General features: G+C 42.5%; 14 protein-coding genes and 4 tRNA genes. 11 read left to right on the top strand and 7 right to left on the bottom strand.

Features of this window, described 5'->3' with window-relative positions:
• Positions 1-48 precede the first annotated feature (48 nt).
• Complete coding sequence (locus A3774_RS11710; RefSeq protein WP_067867512.1) at positions 49-1,119, top strand: HDOD domain-containing protein; 1,071 nt, start codon at positions 49-51, stop codon at positions 1,117-1,119.
• 52 nt (positions 1,120-1,171) lie between these two features.
• Here A3774_RS11710 and A3774_RS11705 read toward each other — a convergent pair whose 3' ends face one another.
• The 4 genes from A3774_RS11705 to A3774_RS11690 all read right to left on the bottom strand — a co-directional run bounded on the left by A3774_RS11705 (position 1,172) and on the right by A3774_RS11690 (position 4,994).
• On the bottom strand, positions 1,172-2,896 hold the full coding sequence (locus tag A3774_RS11705; RefSeq protein WP_067867509.1) for a proline--tRNA ligase: 1,725 nt from the start codon (positions 2,894-2,896) through the stop codon (positions 1,172-1,174).
• Between the two features lie 83 nt (positions 2,897-2,979).
• Positions 2,980-3,819 (bottom strand): mechanosensitive ion channel family protein, encoded by an 840-nt coding sequence (locus tag A3774_RS11700; RefSeq protein ID WP_067867507.1) that lies wholly within the window; start codon positions 3,817-3,819, stop codon positions 2,980-2,982.
• Between the two features lie 23 nt (positions 3,820-3,842).
• Positions 3,843-4,322: a DUF523 domain-containing protein gene (locus A3774_RS11695; protein ID WP_067867504.1), complete on the bottom strand. Its 480-nt coding sequence runs from the start codon at positions 4,320-4,322 to the stop codon at positions 3,843-3,845.
• Between the two features lie 240 nt (positions 4,323-4,562).
• The gene (locus tag A3774_RS11690) at positions 4,563-4,994 is read right to left on the bottom strand and encodes a MaoC family dehydratase (protein WP_067867499.1); all 432 of its coding nucleotides are present in this window, start codon (positions 4,992-4,994) and stop codon (positions 4,563-4,565) included.
• A 257-nt stretch (positions 4,995-5,251) separates the two neighbouring features.
• Between A3774_RS11690 and fabV the strand changes: the two genes are divergently transcribed.
• From fabV to A3774_RS11670, 4 genes are all read left to right on the top strand, one after another.
• Complete coding sequence (fabV, locus tag A3774_RS11685; protein WP_067867496.1) at positions 5,252-6,445, top strand: enoyl-ACP reductase FabV; 1,194 nt, start codon at positions 5,252-5,254, stop codon at positions 6,443-6,445.
• Between the two features lie 107 nt (positions 6,446-6,552).
• On the top strand, positions 6,553-7,296 hold the full coding sequence (locus A3774_RS11680; protein ID WP_082792431.1) for an META domain-containing protein: 744 nt from the start codon (positions 6,553-6,555) through the stop codon (positions 7,294-7,296).
• Positions 7,297-7,390: 94 nt separating this feature from the next.
• Positions 7,391-9,601 (top strand): YgiQ family radical SAM protein, encoded by a 2,211-nt coding sequence (locus A3774_RS11675; protein WP_067867489.1) that lies wholly within the window; start codon positions 7,391-7,393, stop codon positions 9,599-9,601.
• A gap of 119 nt (positions 9,602-9,720) precedes the next feature.
• A complete protein-coding gene (locus tag A3774_RS11670; RefSeq protein ID WP_067867486.1) occupies positions 9,721-9,906 on the top strand; it encodes a hypothetical protein in 186 nt (61 codons plus the stop codon).
• A gap of 66 nt (positions 9,907-9,972) precedes the next feature.
• Here the strand turns inward: A3774_RS11670 and A3774_RS11665 are convergent, their stop codons facing one another.
• Both A3774_RS11665 and A3774_RS11660 read right to left on the bottom strand, forming a co-directional pair.
• On the bottom strand, positions 9,973-10,575 hold the full coding sequence (locus A3774_RS11665; RefSeq protein ID WP_067867483.1) for a DUF5610 domain-containing protein: 603 nt from the start codon (positions 10,573-10,575) through the stop codon (positions 9,973-9,975).
• Between the two features lie 233 nt (positions 10,576-10,808).
• Entirely contained in the window at positions 10,809-12,137 is a 1,329-nt protein-coding gene (locus A3774_RS11660) for a diguanylate cyclase domain-containing protein (RefSeq protein WP_067867481.1), read from the bottom strand.
• Between the two features lie 136 nt (positions 12,138-12,273).
• Between A3774_RS11660 and A3774_RS11655 the strand changes: the two genes are divergently transcribed.
• Positions 12,274-13,182: a hypothetical protein gene (locus tag A3774_RS11655; RefSeq protein WP_067867478.1), complete on the top strand. Its 909-nt coding sequence runs from the start codon at positions 12,274-12,276 to the stop codon at positions 13,180-13,182.
• A gap of 80 nt (positions 13,183-13,262) precedes the next feature.
• Positions 13,263-14,648, top strand: a complete 1,386-nt coding sequence (gene cysS / locus A3774_RS11650; RefSeq protein ID WP_067867476.1) for a cysteine--tRNA ligase — start codon at positions 13,263-13,265, stop codon at positions 14,646-14,648.
• A gap of 57 nt (positions 14,649-14,705) precedes the next feature.
• On the opposite strand, the gene folD is transcribed toward cysS, so the two are convergent.
• Positions 14,706-15,560 carry a bifunctional methylenetetrahydrofolate dehydrogenase/methenyltetrahydrofolate cyclohydrolase FolD gene (folD, locus tag A3774_RS11645; RefSeq protein WP_067867474.1) on the bottom strand — a complete coding sequence of 285 codons (855 nt, stop codon included), beginning with the start codon at positions 15,558-15,560 and terminating at the stop codon, positions 14,706-14,708.
• Between the two features lie 361 nt (positions 15,561-15,921).
• Here folD and A3774_RS11640 point away from each other — a divergent pair.
• From A3774_RS11640 to A3774_RS11625, 4 genes are all read left to right on the top strand, one after another.
• A tRNA-Arg gene (locus A3774_RS11640) sits at positions 15,922-15,998 on the top strand.
• Positions 15,999-16,021: 23 nt separating this feature from the next.
• Positions 16,022-16,097, top strand: a tRNA-His gene (locus tag A3774_RS11635).
• Between the two features lie 15 nt (positions 16,098-16,112).
• Positions 16,113-16,197, top strand: a tRNA-Leu gene (locus A3774_RS11630).
• A 19-nt stretch (positions 16,198-16,216) separates the two neighbouring features.
• Positions 16,217-16,292, top strand: a tRNA-His gene (locus A3774_RS11625).
• Positions 16,293-16,294 lie beyond the last annotated feature (2 nt).

The following is a 16,294-nucleotide window of genomic DNA, read 5'->3' as shown; positions in this document are numbered from 1 at the left end:
TGCTATATATGTAGGGTTAATGAGAACCCGAGTGAGCAGGGTTATGGTATGTTTGAGCAGATAAAAGCTTTTTTTGGTCACAAAGCTCATCAAGAAAATACTCCGGTTGCTAAGTCGGAGCCACTAAATGCAACGACCGAAGCGCAAAAAGTACAACAGACGGATAGTGAATGCCCCTCTTTGGAAAGTGAAAATTATGGAATTAAGCCTTTACGTAATGCGAGAGAGCTTAGTTTAACTTTTATCAGTAGCTTGTTAGGGGTTAGGGTATTAGATTCTGAAGCATCGAAAGCGCAAGAACGTTTGCTAAGAGCCTCGTTAGATGAGGAGTTGATCGGTTTAAGTGATGAATCTATACCTAAGTTGTCTAAAACAGCATTAACGCTTATGGCCGACCTACTGAGTGCCGAAAGGGTGCAAAGTAAGATTATTACGGCGATTCAGGAAGATCCTGCTTTAGCGGGTAAAATAATCTCCATTGCTAATTCCCCGCTATTTGTAGCCTCTGACATGGAGATTAAAGACCTCAGTCATGCGCTTAGCTTATTGGGAGAAGAGCGGCTTAAAAGTATAGTTATGTCGTCGTTGTTAGCCGATAAATTTGAAGTGAATAGCTATTATTTTGAGACCTTCGGCAAAGCGTTGTGGGAGCATTCTTCTGAGGTTGCGGAAAATGCCCGAAAAATTGCTCTAAAGATCAATGCTGATCCTAGTTTATCTTATTTCGTTGGTTTGATTCACGATATAGGTAAGTTGATGATCTTTAGGAAGTTAGTTGAGTTACACAGCGATGAAAATATAGAGCCTCACCCTCAAGTGTTTAGTCATCTATTAAATGATTATTCTGATGCGTTGACGCGTCAGGCCTGTGAGTTTTGGCGGCTGCCAGTGCGTTGGTATCAGCCTATATTAGACTGCCAGGGGGCGGAGCTAGGGGATTTGAAATTACCTGAATCTATAGCGTTATTTCTGGGCAATCGATTTGCTGAATTGCATAGCCTTCATCAGGGAGGGGAGATTACTGATTTTGAATTGGTGTGGCGGTTGACCGAAGTAGGATCAAGTATTGATGAATACCATGATTTGTATCCTAATAATAAAGGTAAATCCGAGATATAAAAAAACGGGCCTACTAGGCCCGTTTTATTCTACATAGTAGATCGTATCTGAATTACAGGTTGATGCGTTCCGCTAAAACAGACATGAGATCGTCGACTTTCACGTCTTGTTTTTCTGCATCACGACGGCCTTTATATTCCAATGTCCCTGTTTCTAAGCCTCGTGGTGAGATGACAACGCGGTGGGGAATACCCATCAGATCCATGTCCGCAAATTTCACGCCTGGGCTGGTCTTTTTATCGCGGTCATCCAGAATGACGTCATAACCGGCTTGTTGGAGGTCTCTATACATTTTATCGGTCAATGCTTTGACCTCATCAGATTTGTCATACTGAAGAGGAATGAGTGCAATATGGAAAGGCGCAATGCTTTCTGGCCAGATAATGCCGCTCTCGTCATGATTTTGCTCAATGGTTGCAGCAATAACACGTGATACACCTATGCCGTAACAGCCCATATCCATAACGACAGATTTACCGTTTTGGTCGAGGACTTTAGCTTCTAAAGCTTCAGAGTACTTTTGGCCAAGCTGGAAGATGTGACCGACTTCAATACCGCGCTTAATTTCAATGGAGCCTTCACCGCAAGGGCTTGGGTCACCTTCGACGACGTTACGAATATCAGCGACCTGTGGAAGATCTACATCGCGGTTCCAGTTGATACCGAAATAGTGTTTGCCGTCTGCATTAGCACCAGCGCTGAAGTCTGATGTTTTGGCTACTGTACGGTCGGCTATCACAGGAATCTCTAAACCTACTGGGCCAAGAGAGCCAGGGCCTGCACCAATTAAATTGCGAATTTGCTCTTCTTCCGCAAACTCTAGAGGCTCTGCAACTTCAGGTAATTTCTCTGCTTTGATCTCATTGAGTTCGTGATCACCACGAACTAAAAGAGCGACGAAATCGGCCTCACAGGCATCCGAAGCCACAACAAACAGTGTTTTGATTGTTTTTTCGATAGGCACATTAAACTGTGTCACTAGCTCATCAATGGTTTTAGCGTTAGGCGTATCAACTATTGTCATTTCAACGGTCGGAGCTGCGAGCTCGCCTGCAGGAGAGAGCGCTTCGGCTAATTCAATATTGGCCGCATAGTCACTAACGTTTGAAAAGGCGATATCATCTTCGCCTGATTCTGCTAAAACGTGAAACTCGTGGGAGGTTGCACCGCCGATAGAGCCCGTATCTGCTAATACTGGGCGGAAGTCTAAACCTAAACGGTTGAAGATCGCGCTATAGGTTTGATACATCAAATCGTAAGTTTGTTGTAGCGACTCAGTACCTACATGAAAGGAATAGGCATCCTTCATAATAAATTCCCGTGAGCGCATTACGCCGAAACGGGGGCGTATTTCATCGCGGAACTTCGTTTGAACCTGATAAAAGTTAGCTGGTAGTTGTTTATAACTTTTAATTTCGCGGCGGATAAGGTCTGTAATTACCTCTTCATGCGTAGGGCCTACGCAAAATTCGCGATTATGGCGATCTTTAACCCGCAACAGTTCTGGGCCGTACATCTCCCAACGACCGGATTCCTGCCAAAGCTCAGCCGGTTGGATCGCGGGCATTAAAACTTCTAGTGCACCTGATTTATCCATCTCTTCTCGCACGATCCTTTCTACTTTACGAAGGGCTCGTAGACCTAGTGGTAGCCAGCTGTATAAGCCTGAAGCAGCTTTGCGAATCATGCCTGCGCGTAACATTAGCTGATGGCTAACAACTTCTGCGTCAGATGGAGTTTCCTTAACCGTGGAAATGAGATATTGGCTTGTGCGCATATTATTACTCAATCGAAGAATTCATTAACAAAACGAGGCACATTGTAGGTGCCAGTGCTTGAACTGCCAAGTAAAAATGAAAGTTATGAAGCTGCTTGAGTTAAAGTGACTTCTCGTTGCGGGAATGGAATAACTATTTTGCTTTCTTGTAATGCATTGTATACGGCTAAGTTAACTTGGTATTGAACCTCAAAATAGCGTTCAGTAGGCACCCAATAACGATAACCAATATTGATAGATGAGTCGGCAAAAGCCTCGACGCCTACTTGAGGCGCTGGGGTTGTTGGAATCTCAACAAATTGCGAAAGGGCGTGATTAATTACGTTAATTGCTTCTTCAGGTTTGCACTGATAACTGATGCCAACGCTAGACTCGACAATTTTATATTGGAATGAATTAATGATAACTTCACCTACAATATGTTTGTTGGGGATAGTTATCATCTCTCCATCTTCTGTGTCAAGGATGGTGTAAGCTAAGCGTATCTCTTTAACTATGCCGGATATATTATTGATATTTATGGTATTTCCAACAACAAAAGGGCGGGTTATTATGATGGTAAAGCCTGCGCCATAGTTGGAGAAAACCCCTTGTAATGCTAAGCCTAAACTTAATGAAATAGCACCTATAGCGGCCACGAAAGGGGCAACACTAATACCAAATTTTCCTAAGCAAACAATAAGCACCATTGCGATAATAAAGAGCTTAACGCAGCTAGAAATAAAGAGGCTTAAAGTGACATCAACATTTTTCTTTTCACATAGTCTTAAGACAATTTTTGCTATCCAGCGGGCAACGATGAGGCCCAATAGGAAAATAATAATGGCGCCAATTACTTGGAAGCTATAGTTGACGAAAAATTCGATAACCATATTACTAAGCTTGGTAATTGTTTCTAACTCATTTTGAAGTTCTTGCTCCATTACTAGCCTCTGCGGAAAAATGATTAAGCGGTGATTCTTTCTGAATCTTCGATAAAAGCAAAGAGTTCTGCAAGTTGTTTTTCGTTAAAAACAGGAATGCCGTTTCTTAAGAGTTCAGCCGCTGCCACACCTGCACCATCAGTTAAAGTGTTTGTGAAGTTACCATCATAGATTTGATTATTGCCACAGGAGGGGCTTTTGGCCTTCATTAAGGCACAAACTACGCCTTCACGTCTGGCTATCTCGAGGGTTTTTTCCGCACCACTTAAATACTGCGGCGTAACATCTTTCCCCTCTTTTGTAGTGATAAGTATCGGGAATTTACACTGGGTTTCAGCAGGAGGGCGTGGTGTTGCTAATCCACCTGATATTTCGGGGCAGATAGGTACTAAACGTCCCTCTTCTTGCCAGCGCTGTAGATTCGGGTGATTAATTAGGTGATGGCCACCATCGAAGCGAACTTTTTCTCCGAGCATGCAGGCACTAATTAGTATTCGTTTCATATCCGTATTTCTTGTTGTTATTTTTTTTCGCACATTTTACGGAACAGTAAAAACTTATCAATGAACTAAAGTATGAATTACAGGTTTGATTTAGGTCAGTTAGCACTAAGAAATGAAACTGTCTTTAGGGAGTGTTTTTTGATGCGAAGAAAAGGGAAGTGAGGGAGCGCCTGTTTCAGAATAGAAAAAACGATAAGCACCATTTTATAAAGAAAGTGGTGCTTAATCGTATAGGTGAATTTAAGCTTCGCGTTTATCAACCATAAATGTGGCGCTACCGGTCGCAACTATTTTGTCGCCTACATAAACTTCTGTTTTGCATTTTACTCGTTTACGGCGCATATCAATTTCTTCAACGGTGAGGAGAGCATTAGCTGTATCACCAATGAAAACAGGTGCTTTAAATTTGATCTGTTGATCAATGTAAATGGCGCCAGGTCCTGGTAATTTTGTACCCGCTACAGTAGAGATAAGCGCTGCGCTAAACATACCGTGAACAATGCGTTTGCCAAACATGGTTGTTTTTGCGTATTCATCGTTTATATGTACTGGATTTGTATCGCCAGATATTCCTGCAAACAGACAAACATCGGCGTCGGTGATAGTTTTGGCAAATGAAGCGTTCATTCCTACTTCAAGGTCTTCTAAGTAATAACCATGTAAATCAGACATCGGGTAATTCCTTAAATAAGCGTCAATAATAGTGTGATGATAACGAATATTACGGATGAATGGCTAATAGAAAACAGCAGAGGTAACAATTCGATAGAATTGGCGTATCTGCTGACCGACTATGGTTATAAACATTAAATATTACAATCTAGGTGTTTTTGTTGGTTTTTGAGCCCTGATATGACGCTGTAAATTTTGCGCTATTTCATGTATCTTACGAATCAACTTTATTTACTGGATTTGAGACCCGTTTACGCATGATTATCAAACCAAAAATTCGCGGTTTTATTTGTACTACTACACACCCCGAGGGCTGTGCAGCCAATGTTCGTGAACAAATTGCCTATACCAAAAGTAAAGGTAAAATGGTTAACGGACCTAAACGTGTTCTCGTTATTGGTGCATCAAGTGGCTATGGCCTTTCATCACGTATCGCTGCGGCGTTTGGCTCAGATGCGGCGACAATAGGTGTTTTCTTTGAAAAGCCTGGCACAGAACGTAAGACGGGTACAGCGGGTTGGTATAACTCCGCGGCATTTGATGCAGAAGCGAAAGCGGCTGGTTTATATTCAAAAAGTTTGAATGGTGATGCTTTTTCCCATGAAGCAAAAGCCAAAACAATCGAATTGATTAAAGAGGAGATGAAGCAAGTTGACTTAGTTATTTATTCTCTTGCTTCGCCAGTGCGAAAAATGCCTGATACAGGAGAGGTTGTTCGCTCCTGTTTGAAACCTATTGGTAAGCCTTATCAGTCCACGGCCATTGATACTAATAAAGATGCCATTATCAGTGCTGAAGTTGAACCTGCCACGCAGGAAGAGATCGACGCGACCGTTACTGTTATGGGTGGTGAAGATTGGGAATTGTGGATTAATGCACTTGAAGAAGCCGACGTCTTGGCTGAGGGCTGTAAGTCTGTTGCGTATTCCTATATCGGCTCCGATATTACATGGCCGATCTATTGGGATGGTGCTTTAGGTAAAGCTAAGCAAGATCTTGATCGGGCGGCGTCTGCAATTGATGCTAAGCTCAAAGTTAACGGCGGACAGGGGAATATTGGTGTTCTTAAATCGGTCGTTACTCAAGCGAGTTCAGCCATTCCTGTTATGCCGTTATATTTGGCTATGTGCTTCAAAGTGATGCGCGAGAAAGGTTTGCATGAAGGCTGTATGGAACAGGTTCAGCGTTTGTTTGCTACGGGCCTTTACGGTGAATCGGTTGTGATGGATGAGAGTAACCGTTTCCGCATGGATGATTGGGAGCTTAAGGATGAAGTTCAAAATGCCTGCCGCGAAATCTGGCCACAAGTTACCACAGAAAATCTGTTCGATTTGACTGATTATCAGCTTTATAAAGATGAATTCCTGAAATTATTTGGCTTTGGCATTGAAGGTATCAATTATGATCTTGATGTCTCTCCGCTTGTGGACTTTGATGTAAGCGATATATAGTTAACGGTTTATTTGCCAGATAGTAGCGGTATGCTACTATCTGGTGTATCTAGGGATTTTATATATCCTTTCTAACCCTGTTTTTTTACTTCAAACGGAATTGAAGAATGCGCTTTATACCTGTAACGCTACTGTCTGTAGTTTCCCTTTTTATTCTTTCTGGGTGTCTATCACATCCTTCTATGTATAAAGCTGATGGCGCTTTTCTCATCATCGATGCGCAGCCGTTATCGCACCTGCCAGAGTCTGCGAAAGTTGAGGTTGCATTAATTTACAATGATAACAGCGTTAAGTCTGAGGTAATTGAAGAGAACGGCTATTTACCTTATCACTATGAACTGCCGGTTGATGCGGGAAAACAGCCATCCGTCAAAACAATCAAGGTAGCGGTGAGTATTGGTGCGGAAAGAGTATTAGAGGGAGAAAAAACAGTCTCTAGTATAGATGACGCTCCTGTTGCCTTACACGCCCTTAGTGAAGATGTTCTGGCGAATACTTATTGGCGAGCAGAGGATGTTTCTGGGCGGGGTATTCCTCCATCGGTCGATACTACTCTAATTTTTAATGGCAGTAACCGGTTGTCAGGCTATGCGGGCTGTAACTTATATCAAAGCGCCTATACTTCTTTGTCGGTGTTTCTTGAAATTGATAAAGCCCGCTTAACACGGCAGCGCTGCTCTAGCCCCATTATGTATCATGAAAATCGTTATTTAGCCCTACTGACTTCAGCGGAGTACTTCTCTATTGATGAACAAGGTAATCTAGCGATTTACTTGTCTGAGCGTGAAAAGCCACTTAAATTTACCCCATTAACTTATCAAGAAGCCCAACAATCTATGATTCTTCAATAAAGTTTTCATATGTGAGCGGTTTTCACTGGGAGTCGTCCCTTGTTTCTGAGAAAATAGCTTTTCTTAGTCACTTATTCTGGTCTGTGTCTCCTATATGAGCCAAATCCAAGCCCGAGATCTATTTTCGTATCCAAAGTATTGGGCCGAATGTTATGCCCCAGCCCCGTTTTTGCCAACAACTCGAGAGGAGATGGAGCTGCTTGGTTGGGATAGCTGTGATGTTATTATCATTTCAGGAGATGCTTATGTAGATCATCCTAGTTTTGGTATGGCTGTAATGGGGCGACTGTTGGAGGCTCAAGGTTTTAGGGTCGGCATTATTACACAGCCGGATTGGACCAGTGCTGAGGACTTTAAATCATTAGGTCAGCCTAACCTCTATTTTGGTATTACTGCCGGGAATATGGACTCCCTTATCAACCGTTATACGGCGGATAAGCGTATGCGTCATGATGATGCTTATACGGCTGGGGGAATGGGAGGTAAACGTCCTGATCGAGCAGTGATTGTCTATAGTCAGCGTTGTAAAGAGGCTTACCGAGAAACGCCTGTTGTTTTAGGGGGGATTGAAGCCAGTCTTCGCAGGATAGCTCAATACGATTATTGGAGTGATAAGGTTCGTCGCTCTGTATTGATGGATGCGACAGCGGATATTCTGCTTTATGGTAATGCCGAGAGAGCGATTGTGGAATTAACCCATCGTTTAGCTAATGGCGAAGCTATTGAGGCTATTAACGATCTACGTGGTACTACAATTCTTTCCTCAGCTATTCCAGCTGATTATATTGAGGTTGATTCTACACGTATCGATTGGCCTGGATATATTGAAGATCTACCAAACCCTTATGAATATAAAGATGTAGCAACCTGCGATAAAAAGGATGCTGCTGATAATACGGTTCAACCTTTACGTATTGTTCCTGCACCATTAAAAGGTAAAGAGCGATTACCTGACGAAGCTTATATTCGTTTACCTTCCTTTGAAAAGGTATCAAAAGATCCGGCGCTTTATGCCCATACTTCGCGGGTATTACATCAAGAATCAAACCCCCATAACGCTCGAATCTTAGTGCAAAAACACGGTAATCGTGAATTGTGGGTCAATCCTCCACCTATTCCGTTGACTACCTCCGAAATGGACCAAGTCTTTGGGCTGCCATATCAGCGTATACCTCATCCCCGTTATGGTCAGGAAAAAATTCCTGCCTACGATATGATTAAATTCTCAATTAATATTATGAGGGGCTGTTTTGGCGGTTGTACTTTTTGCTCAATTACCGAACATGAAGGGCGGATTATCCAAAGCCGCTCCCATGAATCAGTAATTACTGAAATTGAGGAGATAAGAGATAAGGTTCCAGGTTTTACGGGTGCTATCTCCGATTTAGGGGGGCCTACCTCTAATATGTATCACCTTAACTGTAATGATCCGGAGATACAGTCTTCTTGTCGTAAGCCTTCTTGTGTATATCCAGTAATTTGTAAGAACTTAGATACTGATCATAGCCCAACGACTCAGCTTTATAGAAAAGCACGTAAAGTGAAGGGCGTACATACAGTATCTATCTCATCGGGTTTGCGTTATGACTTAGCGGTAGAGGATCCGGAATATGTACGAGAGCTGGTGACATATCATGTTGGGGGGTATCTTAAAATTGCCCCTGAACATAGCGAAGAGGGCACGCTATCAATGATGATGAAACCAGGGATGGGGACCTATGATGCGTTTAAGAAGATGTTTGAGCGTTTTTCCCGTGAAGCGGGTAAAAAACAATATCTTATCCCGTATTTTATAGCCGCTCATCCTGGGTGTGAAGATGATGATATGGTCAACTTAGCTCAGTGGCTTAAACGTAATGAATTTAAAGTCGATCAGGTGCAAACGTTTTACCCCTCGCCGATGTCTTTAGCAACGGCGATGTATCACTCAGATAAAAACCCGCTGAAAAAAGTAACCTATAAAAGCGAGAAGCTTTATACACCTAAGACTGATGATCAACGGAAAATACAAAAAGCATTGCTGCGTTACCATGATCCTGTGAATTGGCCATTACTGCGTCAGAAGCTTCCAGAGATGGGGTTTGCTCATCTTGTGGGGGATGGTAAAAATAGCTTAGTGCCTGCTGAGGAGGAAAATACAAAAAAAGTACTTTCTCGGAGCAAAGGAGGAGCTAAACGGACGAAGAGAAACGCTTCGTCAGCAAGTAAGCGTTCAACGGATTTAGCCGCTAATGGCAAAAAACCTAAAAGCCAAAAATTTAATAAGCCAAAACGTAAGCAGCAGCGATCATTGAAGCCAAAATAGATAAGTTCAAGAAAGGCCTGTTCAAATAGATGGCTGTTGTTAAAATGTAAAAGCAGCCGAGATTTGGTTTCATTAACGTATGAATATTTTAGTGCAGGATCAGCATAGGAGGGCTCCACATGGCAGCTACCGACAAAGTACATCCTAAATTCACAGAGGCGATGGAGAAGCTATCGGCAATGAGCGAAGAGGAAAGGCTTTCAGAGAAAAATAAAGATCTTTTTGAGCAAGCTATGAATTATGCCCCGCTTGATATACAACCAAAATTGGTCGCTATCCGTAAAAAGTATGATGAATTGCATTAAGCCTTGATTTATATAGTGTCGCGTATATAGCGGCACTATATTTTTGCTAATCTCTTAAGTAGTCGTTTACATTCTTAGTTTATTCAATAGCTCATCATCCCATATGTCATCATATTCGCCCATTAACTCTGATTCACTATCTAGATTGCTTTCATCATCGCAGTAGTAACCAAAGCTCTGGCAGTATTTATTTAGTTCTTCGTAAAGTTGTTCTTCTATTTCCTCCACTTGCCAAGCAAGTTCCCCTTCGAGTAGCTGTTTGCTATCAAGAAGCTCTCTTGTCTCTATAATTCCATTACGAAAAGCTTCTTTAGTCATATTAATAAAACATTCGAGAGCTGAAGATTCAGTTAATTCTGTGTGGAACTCAGTGAAGGAGGCAAAAAGATTTATGGCTGCTGAAAGTATATCTTCTGCAAGTATTTCAGATGTTGTTATATCTTTCGCTTCGTAATTTAAATCCAGTGGGGTGGTGGGCAGCTCGAGTTCAAAGGTTTCATTCAAATGACTGAGAATTGAGTGATAGAGCAAGGTTTGTAAATATGATTTCTGGATCTGCTGCCTAGATCTCGATTTTTGCTTAATGATGTTTTGTTTAGATCGATTGTCTGTAAAGGAAGGGGGGTGGCGTTTGGGGTTTTTTGTGGGTTGGGTGTTATTTGCAGTCATCACTTCCTCCTAAGGTTGAATACTTCTGTTGATTAAGTATCGATCACTTTTCGGTTGACTGACTGATTTTTATTCAATTTAAAGTATTATTTCATTGAAATAATTCAGATTTAGTTGGCGGGGTGTTTCGGATAGTTTGGGCTGTTGAAATGATCTCTCTAAAGTTAGATCTAAAGAGAGTAGAGGGCTATTTTTGTATATGAGGTATCATTAAACCTAGATGGGCTTGGGTTTTATTTGTATAAATAATAACCGTTGCCGCCTAGAGATTTTGCAGCATACATTGCCTTATCAGAATTGCTGATTAGCTTATCCGCATCATCTCCATGCTCTGGGTAAACTGCAATGCCAGCGCTTGCGCCGAGATTAACTTTAATATTGTCAATGACAAAGGTGTGTCTTAGTGAGGTAATGATTTTTTGCGTTACAACGACAACGCTTTCAACGGATCCAACTTCCTCAAGTAAAACGGCAAACTCGTCGCCGCCTTGGCGCGATACCGTATCTACTTTGCGGACGGCCTCTTTAATTGTATTGGCCGCGTGGATTAGCACTTTATCCCCAAAAGGGTGACCGTATGTGTCGTTTAAGGGTTTAAAGTCATTTAAATCTAAATAAATAATGGCGCATCGCGTGTTATTGCGATTAGATTGTTGGATGCATTGGCTGACGCGATCAAGAAATAGAGCACGATTGGCAAGGCCTGTTAAGGCATCATGGAAGGCTAAAAACTCTAGTTTATCTTGGGTCTGTTTTTGTTCCGTATTGTCAGTGAATTGCCCCATATAGTGAGATATTTTTCCATCACCAGAACGTATAACCGATATTTTTATTTTTTCATTATAGAGCTGGCCATCTTTTTTGCGATTCCAGGTTTCTCCTTCCCAGTAACCGTGATAATGAAGTTGATGCTTAATGCTTTCCATAAACTCGGGGGCGAGCCAGTTAGCATTGATGGTAGAGGCGGGTGCGCCAACTATATCATTGGCTGAAAAGCCAGTAATTCTTATAAATGCAGGATTGACTAATGTTATTTTGAAGCCAGTATCGGCAATAATGATAGCTTCATTGCTGTGTTTAATCGCATGTGTCGCTAGCTCGCTATAGGTCGACCCGCTTACTTGTAGGGTCGGAGATAGCTTCATTAGGCCGATGATTCCTGTAACATGACCACAACTGCTTTTAAGAGGTGACTTGCTAAGCCAATAGGTCTCTGTAGCCGTTGAGTGAAGATATATATTATCTAGCTCTATCGTTGCTTTGTTGTGGAAAACAAGAGCGTCGGAATCGATTAATTGGTCTTGAAGAAATTTAGGAAACAATTGTCGATCGGTACGTCCTTTGATCGCGTTAACAGGCATGCCAATAAGATCAGCATAAGCTTTGTTTGCATAAAGGTATTCTGCACGTCTGTTTTTTATCCAGGCAGGATAGGGAAGTGCTTCCAAAAGTGTAAGTTGCTGGGAGGGTATAGTTTTATTATCAACAAGGGGCGATGGTGCATCTATTTTGGGATAAAATGTGCTTTCTTCATCGATGTTGTTATGTATATCGTTTCCCATTCCCTATAGAACCCTGTTGTTTTTATATTTACCAGTAGCGAATCCTTGCAGTTTTTAATACAAACGTCTAGTGCTTATGTCAATCGAATAGATGAAAATAAGTAGTGATGAGTTATTTTTGATAGAACGGTGCTATATGAACCTTTTTAAGTACGCTAAACCTTGTGTTGTTTTTTTTGTGGTTATCACCGCGGGGTGTGCTCCTTTGAATGCCGTGAATGTCTTTCCGTCAGGTGTCGGCGATATAGTGCGTGCCTCCTGGCCTGTAGAGGTGAGGGAGACTTCGGGAATTGCATTACATAACGAATTAAACTGGACGGTTAATGACAGTGGTGGCGAACCTGTTGTATATGCCATTAATAATGATCATGACATTGAGAAAAAGGTTTATATCCGCGAAGCAAAAAATGTCGATTGGGAGTCATTAGCTCAAGACGATGAGTTTTTGTATATCGCAGATTGTGGAAATAATCGTGGCAACCGCTCTGTTGTTCAGATCTATAAAGTCCTGTGGCTTTCGCTAATAGAGGGAGTTACGGGTGAAAGTGTGGCAGCAGAGAAAATGAATATTCGTTACGCAGATTTCCCTGAAGAAAAACTGAGCAGGGAACACAACTTCGATTGTGAAGCACTTACTGTCGTTGATGATGAGTTGTGGCTTTTTACTAAAGGCTGGGGTAATGAAAAAACTAAACTCTATAGGTTGGATAAAAGCAAACCTAATCAGGCGGTAGCCGCTGAGCAGGAATATAATGTTGATGGCTTAATTACAGGCGCTGATTTTGATCCATTGTCTAGACGTTTGGTATTGCTAGGCTACGATAAAAATTTAATTTTTGGGCAGTCGTTTATCTGGCTTGTGCCAGTCGATAGCTTGCCTATATGGGATAAAGCTCAGCGTATAAAATTGCATCCTTATGCGCAGTGGGAAGCCGTTGCATGGAATAAAGAGGAAGGAGAAAACGAGTTGCTTTTAACGAGTGAGAGAAGCCCATTGCTAGACGAGAGCGTAGGGCGGTTAAAAATAGCTACTGACTTTTTATAAAGGATGATCACCTCGCAGATGAAAGCGATTTCATCTACAATACTGCTCCTTTTCAGCCGTTGAATAATAAGTTACGAATCATGCTGCAGATCTACAATACGTTAAGTAAAGAAAAAGCCACTTTTATCCCTCTTCAGGAGGGGAAAATAAAAATGTATGTGTGTGGTATTACCGTATATGACTTTTGTCATATTGGTCATGCGCGTGTGATGGTGGCATTTGATGTAATTACTCGTTATCTGCGCTCCCAAGGTTGGGATGTAGATTATGTGCGCAATATTACCGATGTAGATGACAAAATTATCAAACGAGCAGCCGAGAATGGTGAAACACCAGAACAGCTGACGCAGCGAATGATTGCTGCGATGCATGAGGATGAAGATAAGCTGTCAGTACTGCGCCCAGATCAAGAACCTCGTGCTACTGCGCATATTGGTGACATTATTACCCTTGTCGCGACGCTCATTGAAAAAGGGTTTGCTTATCCGGCTTCTAATGGTGATGTGTATTACCGGGTTGAAAAGTTTGAAAGTTACGGAAAGTTAACTAACAAAAATGTTGATGAGTTACGTTCCGGTGCGCGTGTAGAAGTTGAAACCGCTAAAGAAAGCCCACTTGATTTTGTGTTATGGAAAGCAGCAAAAGAGGGTGAGGTGAGCTGGCCCTCTCCTTGGGGAAATGGTCGCCCAGGTTGGCATATAGAATGTTCCGCGATGTCAAAGTGCTGTTTAGGCGATACCTTCGATATTCATGGCGGTGGGCCAGATCTTCCGTTTCCTCATCATGAAAACGAGATTGCTCAATCTGAAGCAGCTAATGGTTGTACTTATGTGAACACATGGATGCATGCAGGGCCTGTGCGCGTTAACTCAGAAAAGATGTCTAAGTCATTAGGTAACTTTTTTACCATTCGAGATGTGTTGGACAAGTACAATGCGGAAGTCGTGCGCTTCTTCCTAGCACGGGTTCATTACCGTACTTATATTGATTACAGCGAAGATAGCTTAAAAGAAGCGCGAGTTATGCTTGAACGCTTCTATCAAGCACTAAGAGGTGTTGAGCCTAGAGATGAGGTTATTGAAAATGATTTTGATGCCCGTTTTATTGAGGCGATGGATGATGACTTTAATACACCTAAAGCTATGTCGGTGCTTTTTGAATTAGTGAACGAGCTAAACAAAGCCTCCCGTGAGGGTGCTCCCGAAGCCGGTATGTTGGCTGCGCAGTTGAAGCGCCTAGGAGGCACTCTTGGTTTGCTTCAGCAGGACCCAGCTGGATTCTTGAAGGGCGAAGATAAAGAGGGTGAGTTGGGTAGCGATGAGATCGACGAGCTTATTCAGCAGCGGGCAGCAGCTAAGAAAGCCAAGAACTTTGCTGAATCTGATCGAATCCGTGATGAGCTGGCTGCTCAAGGCGTGATTCTTAAAGATACTCGGGAAGGAACTACATGGTTTCGTGAAGCTTAGGCTTTCTTATGCAACAAAAAAGGCAGCTAAAGGCTGCCTTTTTTTGTGTTTATACGCTTAACTATCTTGTTTGTTAGCGGCTTCTAAAGTGTTTTCCATTAGTGTTGCTACGGTCATAGGGCCTACACCACCTGGTACGGGTGTTATAAATCCTGCACGTTTTTCCGCTTCTTCAAAGCCAACATCACCCACTAAACGACCATCATCTAAGCGATTGATGCCTACATCAATAACAGTCGCACCCTCTTTGATCCATTCGCCTTTTACTAGGTTAGGGATGCCAACGCCGACAATGACTAAGTCTGCACGGCGAACATGAGCTTCAAGGTCGCGTGTGAAACGATGTGTAGTGGTAACAGTGCAGCCTGCTAAAAGCAGTTCAAGCCCCATTGGACGACCTACAATGTTGGATGCGCCTACGATTACTGCTTCCATGCCGTGGAGATCTTGATGAGTGGACTCAAGCAGGGTCATAACACCTTTAGGTGTACATGGGCGTAGAACCGGCATGCGTTGGGCTAAGCGTCCTAAGTTAAAGGCATGGAAACCATCTACATCTTTTTCAGGATGTATGCGCTCAAGTATCTCGTTTGCATCTAAGTGTTCAGGTAAAGGGAGTTGAACTAAGATGCCGTTGCATTCTGAGTCATCATTAAGTTCATCGACTAGTTTAAGTAACGCCTGTTGTGTGGTCTCTACAGGTAGGTCGTATGATCGGGATTCAAAACCGACCTCTTTACAGGCGTTTTTTTTATGTCGTACGTAAACTTGTGAGGCTGGGTCCATACCAACAAGTATTACGGCTAAACAGGGAGCTTTTTTGCCGTTATCTATGCGTTGTTGAACACCGTCCGCAACACGTTGACGTACTTCGGCGGAAATTTTCTTGCCATCAATAATCTGTGCGCTCATTAAAGGGAGGTTCCTTTAGAAAAAATATAACTGAGATAATTCTCTCATGGTTAGGATTTAGCTCCAAGCGCCTTTTGCTAATTAGATGGAGGAAAGTAAGACTGTAAAAACCGGATTTCTTCCTTATGAAATAAGTAGTTGATGGAGTCTGATGGGAGTGGGGTGGTTTTTTGTATGGAAAACAACCGTATCTGCACATAAGTTGAGCAATCTAACTCATTTATTTTCTTGGATAAAAAAAGGGTTGACGCTGAAATTAGAGCTGTATATTATTCGCACCTCCTTAAGACGAGGTACTTAAAAACAGCTAACAAATACTGTTTTAAAAGTGCTAAATTATTAAGGACTGACGATGAGTCGGGCGCCTATAGCTCAACTGGATAGAGCAACGCCCTTCTAAGGCGTAGGTTCCAGGTTCGAGTCCTGGTGGGCGTACCATTGTCAGTATAGAGAATATTATGGTGGGCATAGCTCAGTTGGTAGAGCTCCGGATTGTGATTCCGGCGGTCGTGGGTTCGAGCCCCATTGTCCACCCCATTCTCTAAAAGGTAAGCGGACGTGGTGAAATTGGTAGACACGCCAGATTTAGGTTCTGGTGCCGCAAGGTGTGAGAGTTCGAGTCTCTCCGTCCGCACCATTTGTAAGATATTTTTGTGGTGGGCATAGCTCAGTTGGTAGAGCTCCGGATTGTGATTCCGGCGGTCGTGGGTTCGAGCCCCATTGTCCACCCCATT

Origin of the sequence: Neptuniibacter marinus (assembly GCF_001597725.1) — a bacterium.
Lineage (GTDB): Bacteria > Pseudomonadota > Gammaproteobacteria > Pseudomonadales > Balneatricaceae > Neptuniibacter > Neptuniibacter marinus.
Note: the sequence above shows the minus strand (reverse complement) of the source record. Positions and strands in the feature narration are given on the sequence as shown.

Excerpts from the sequence above, each read along its gene's own strand:
- folD (WP_067867474.1), bottom strand. The coding sequence starts at position 15,560 with ATGAGCGCACAGATTATTGATGGCAAGAAAATTTCCGCCGAAGTACGT.
- A3774_RS11660 (WP_067867481.1), bottom strand. The coding sequence starts at position 12,137 with ATGGGAAACGATATACATAACAACATCGATGAAGAAAGCACATTTTAT.
- A3774_RS11710 (WP_067867512.1), top strand. The coding sequence starts at position 49 with ATGTTTGAGCAGATAAAAGCTTTTTTTGGTCACAAAGCTCATCAAGAA.
- A3774_RS11690 (WP_067867499.1), bottom strand. The coding sequence starts at position 4,994 with ATGTCTGATTTACATGGTTATTACTTAGAAGACCTTGAAGTAGGAATG.
- A3774_RS11675 (WP_067867489.1), top strand. The coding sequence starts at position 7,391 with ATGAGCCAAATCCAAGCCCGAGATCTATTTTCGTATCCAAAGTATTGG.
- fabV (WP_067867496.1), top strand. The coding sequence starts at position 5,252 with ATGATTATCAAACCAAAAATTCGCGGTTTTATTTGTACTACTACACAC.
- A3774_RS11680 (WP_082792431.1), top strand. The coding sequence starts at position 6,553 with ATGCGCTTTATACCTGTAACGCTACTGTCTGTAGTTTCCCTTTTTATT.
- A3774_RS11705 (WP_067867509.1), bottom strand. The coding sequence starts at position 2,896 with ATGCGCACAAGCCAATATCTCATTTCCACGGTTAAGGAAACTCCATCT.
- A3774_RS11700 (WP_067867507.1), bottom strand. The coding sequence starts at position 3,819 with ATGGAGCAAGAACTTCAAAATGAGTTAGAAACAATTACCAAGCTTAGT.
- A3774_RS11695 (WP_067867504.1), bottom strand. The coding sequence starts at position 4,322 with ATGAAACGAATACTAATTAGTGCCTGCATGCTCGGAGAAAAAGTTCGC.
- A3774_RS11655 (WP_067867478.1), top strand. The coding sequence starts at position 12,274 with ATGAACCTTTTTAAGTACGCTAAACCTTGTGTTGTTTTTTTTGTGGTT.
- cysS (WP_067867476.1), top strand. The coding sequence starts at position 13,263 with ATGCTGCAGATCTACAATACGTTAAGTAAAGAAAAAGCCACTTTTATC.
- A3774_RS11665 (WP_067867483.1), bottom strand. The coding sequence starts at position 10,575 with ATGACTGCAAATAACACCCAACCCACAAAAAACCCCAAACGCCACCCC.
- A3774_RS11670 (WP_067867486.1), top strand. The coding sequence starts at position 9,721 with ATGGCAGCTACCGACAAAGTACATCCTAAATTCACAGAGGCGATGGAG.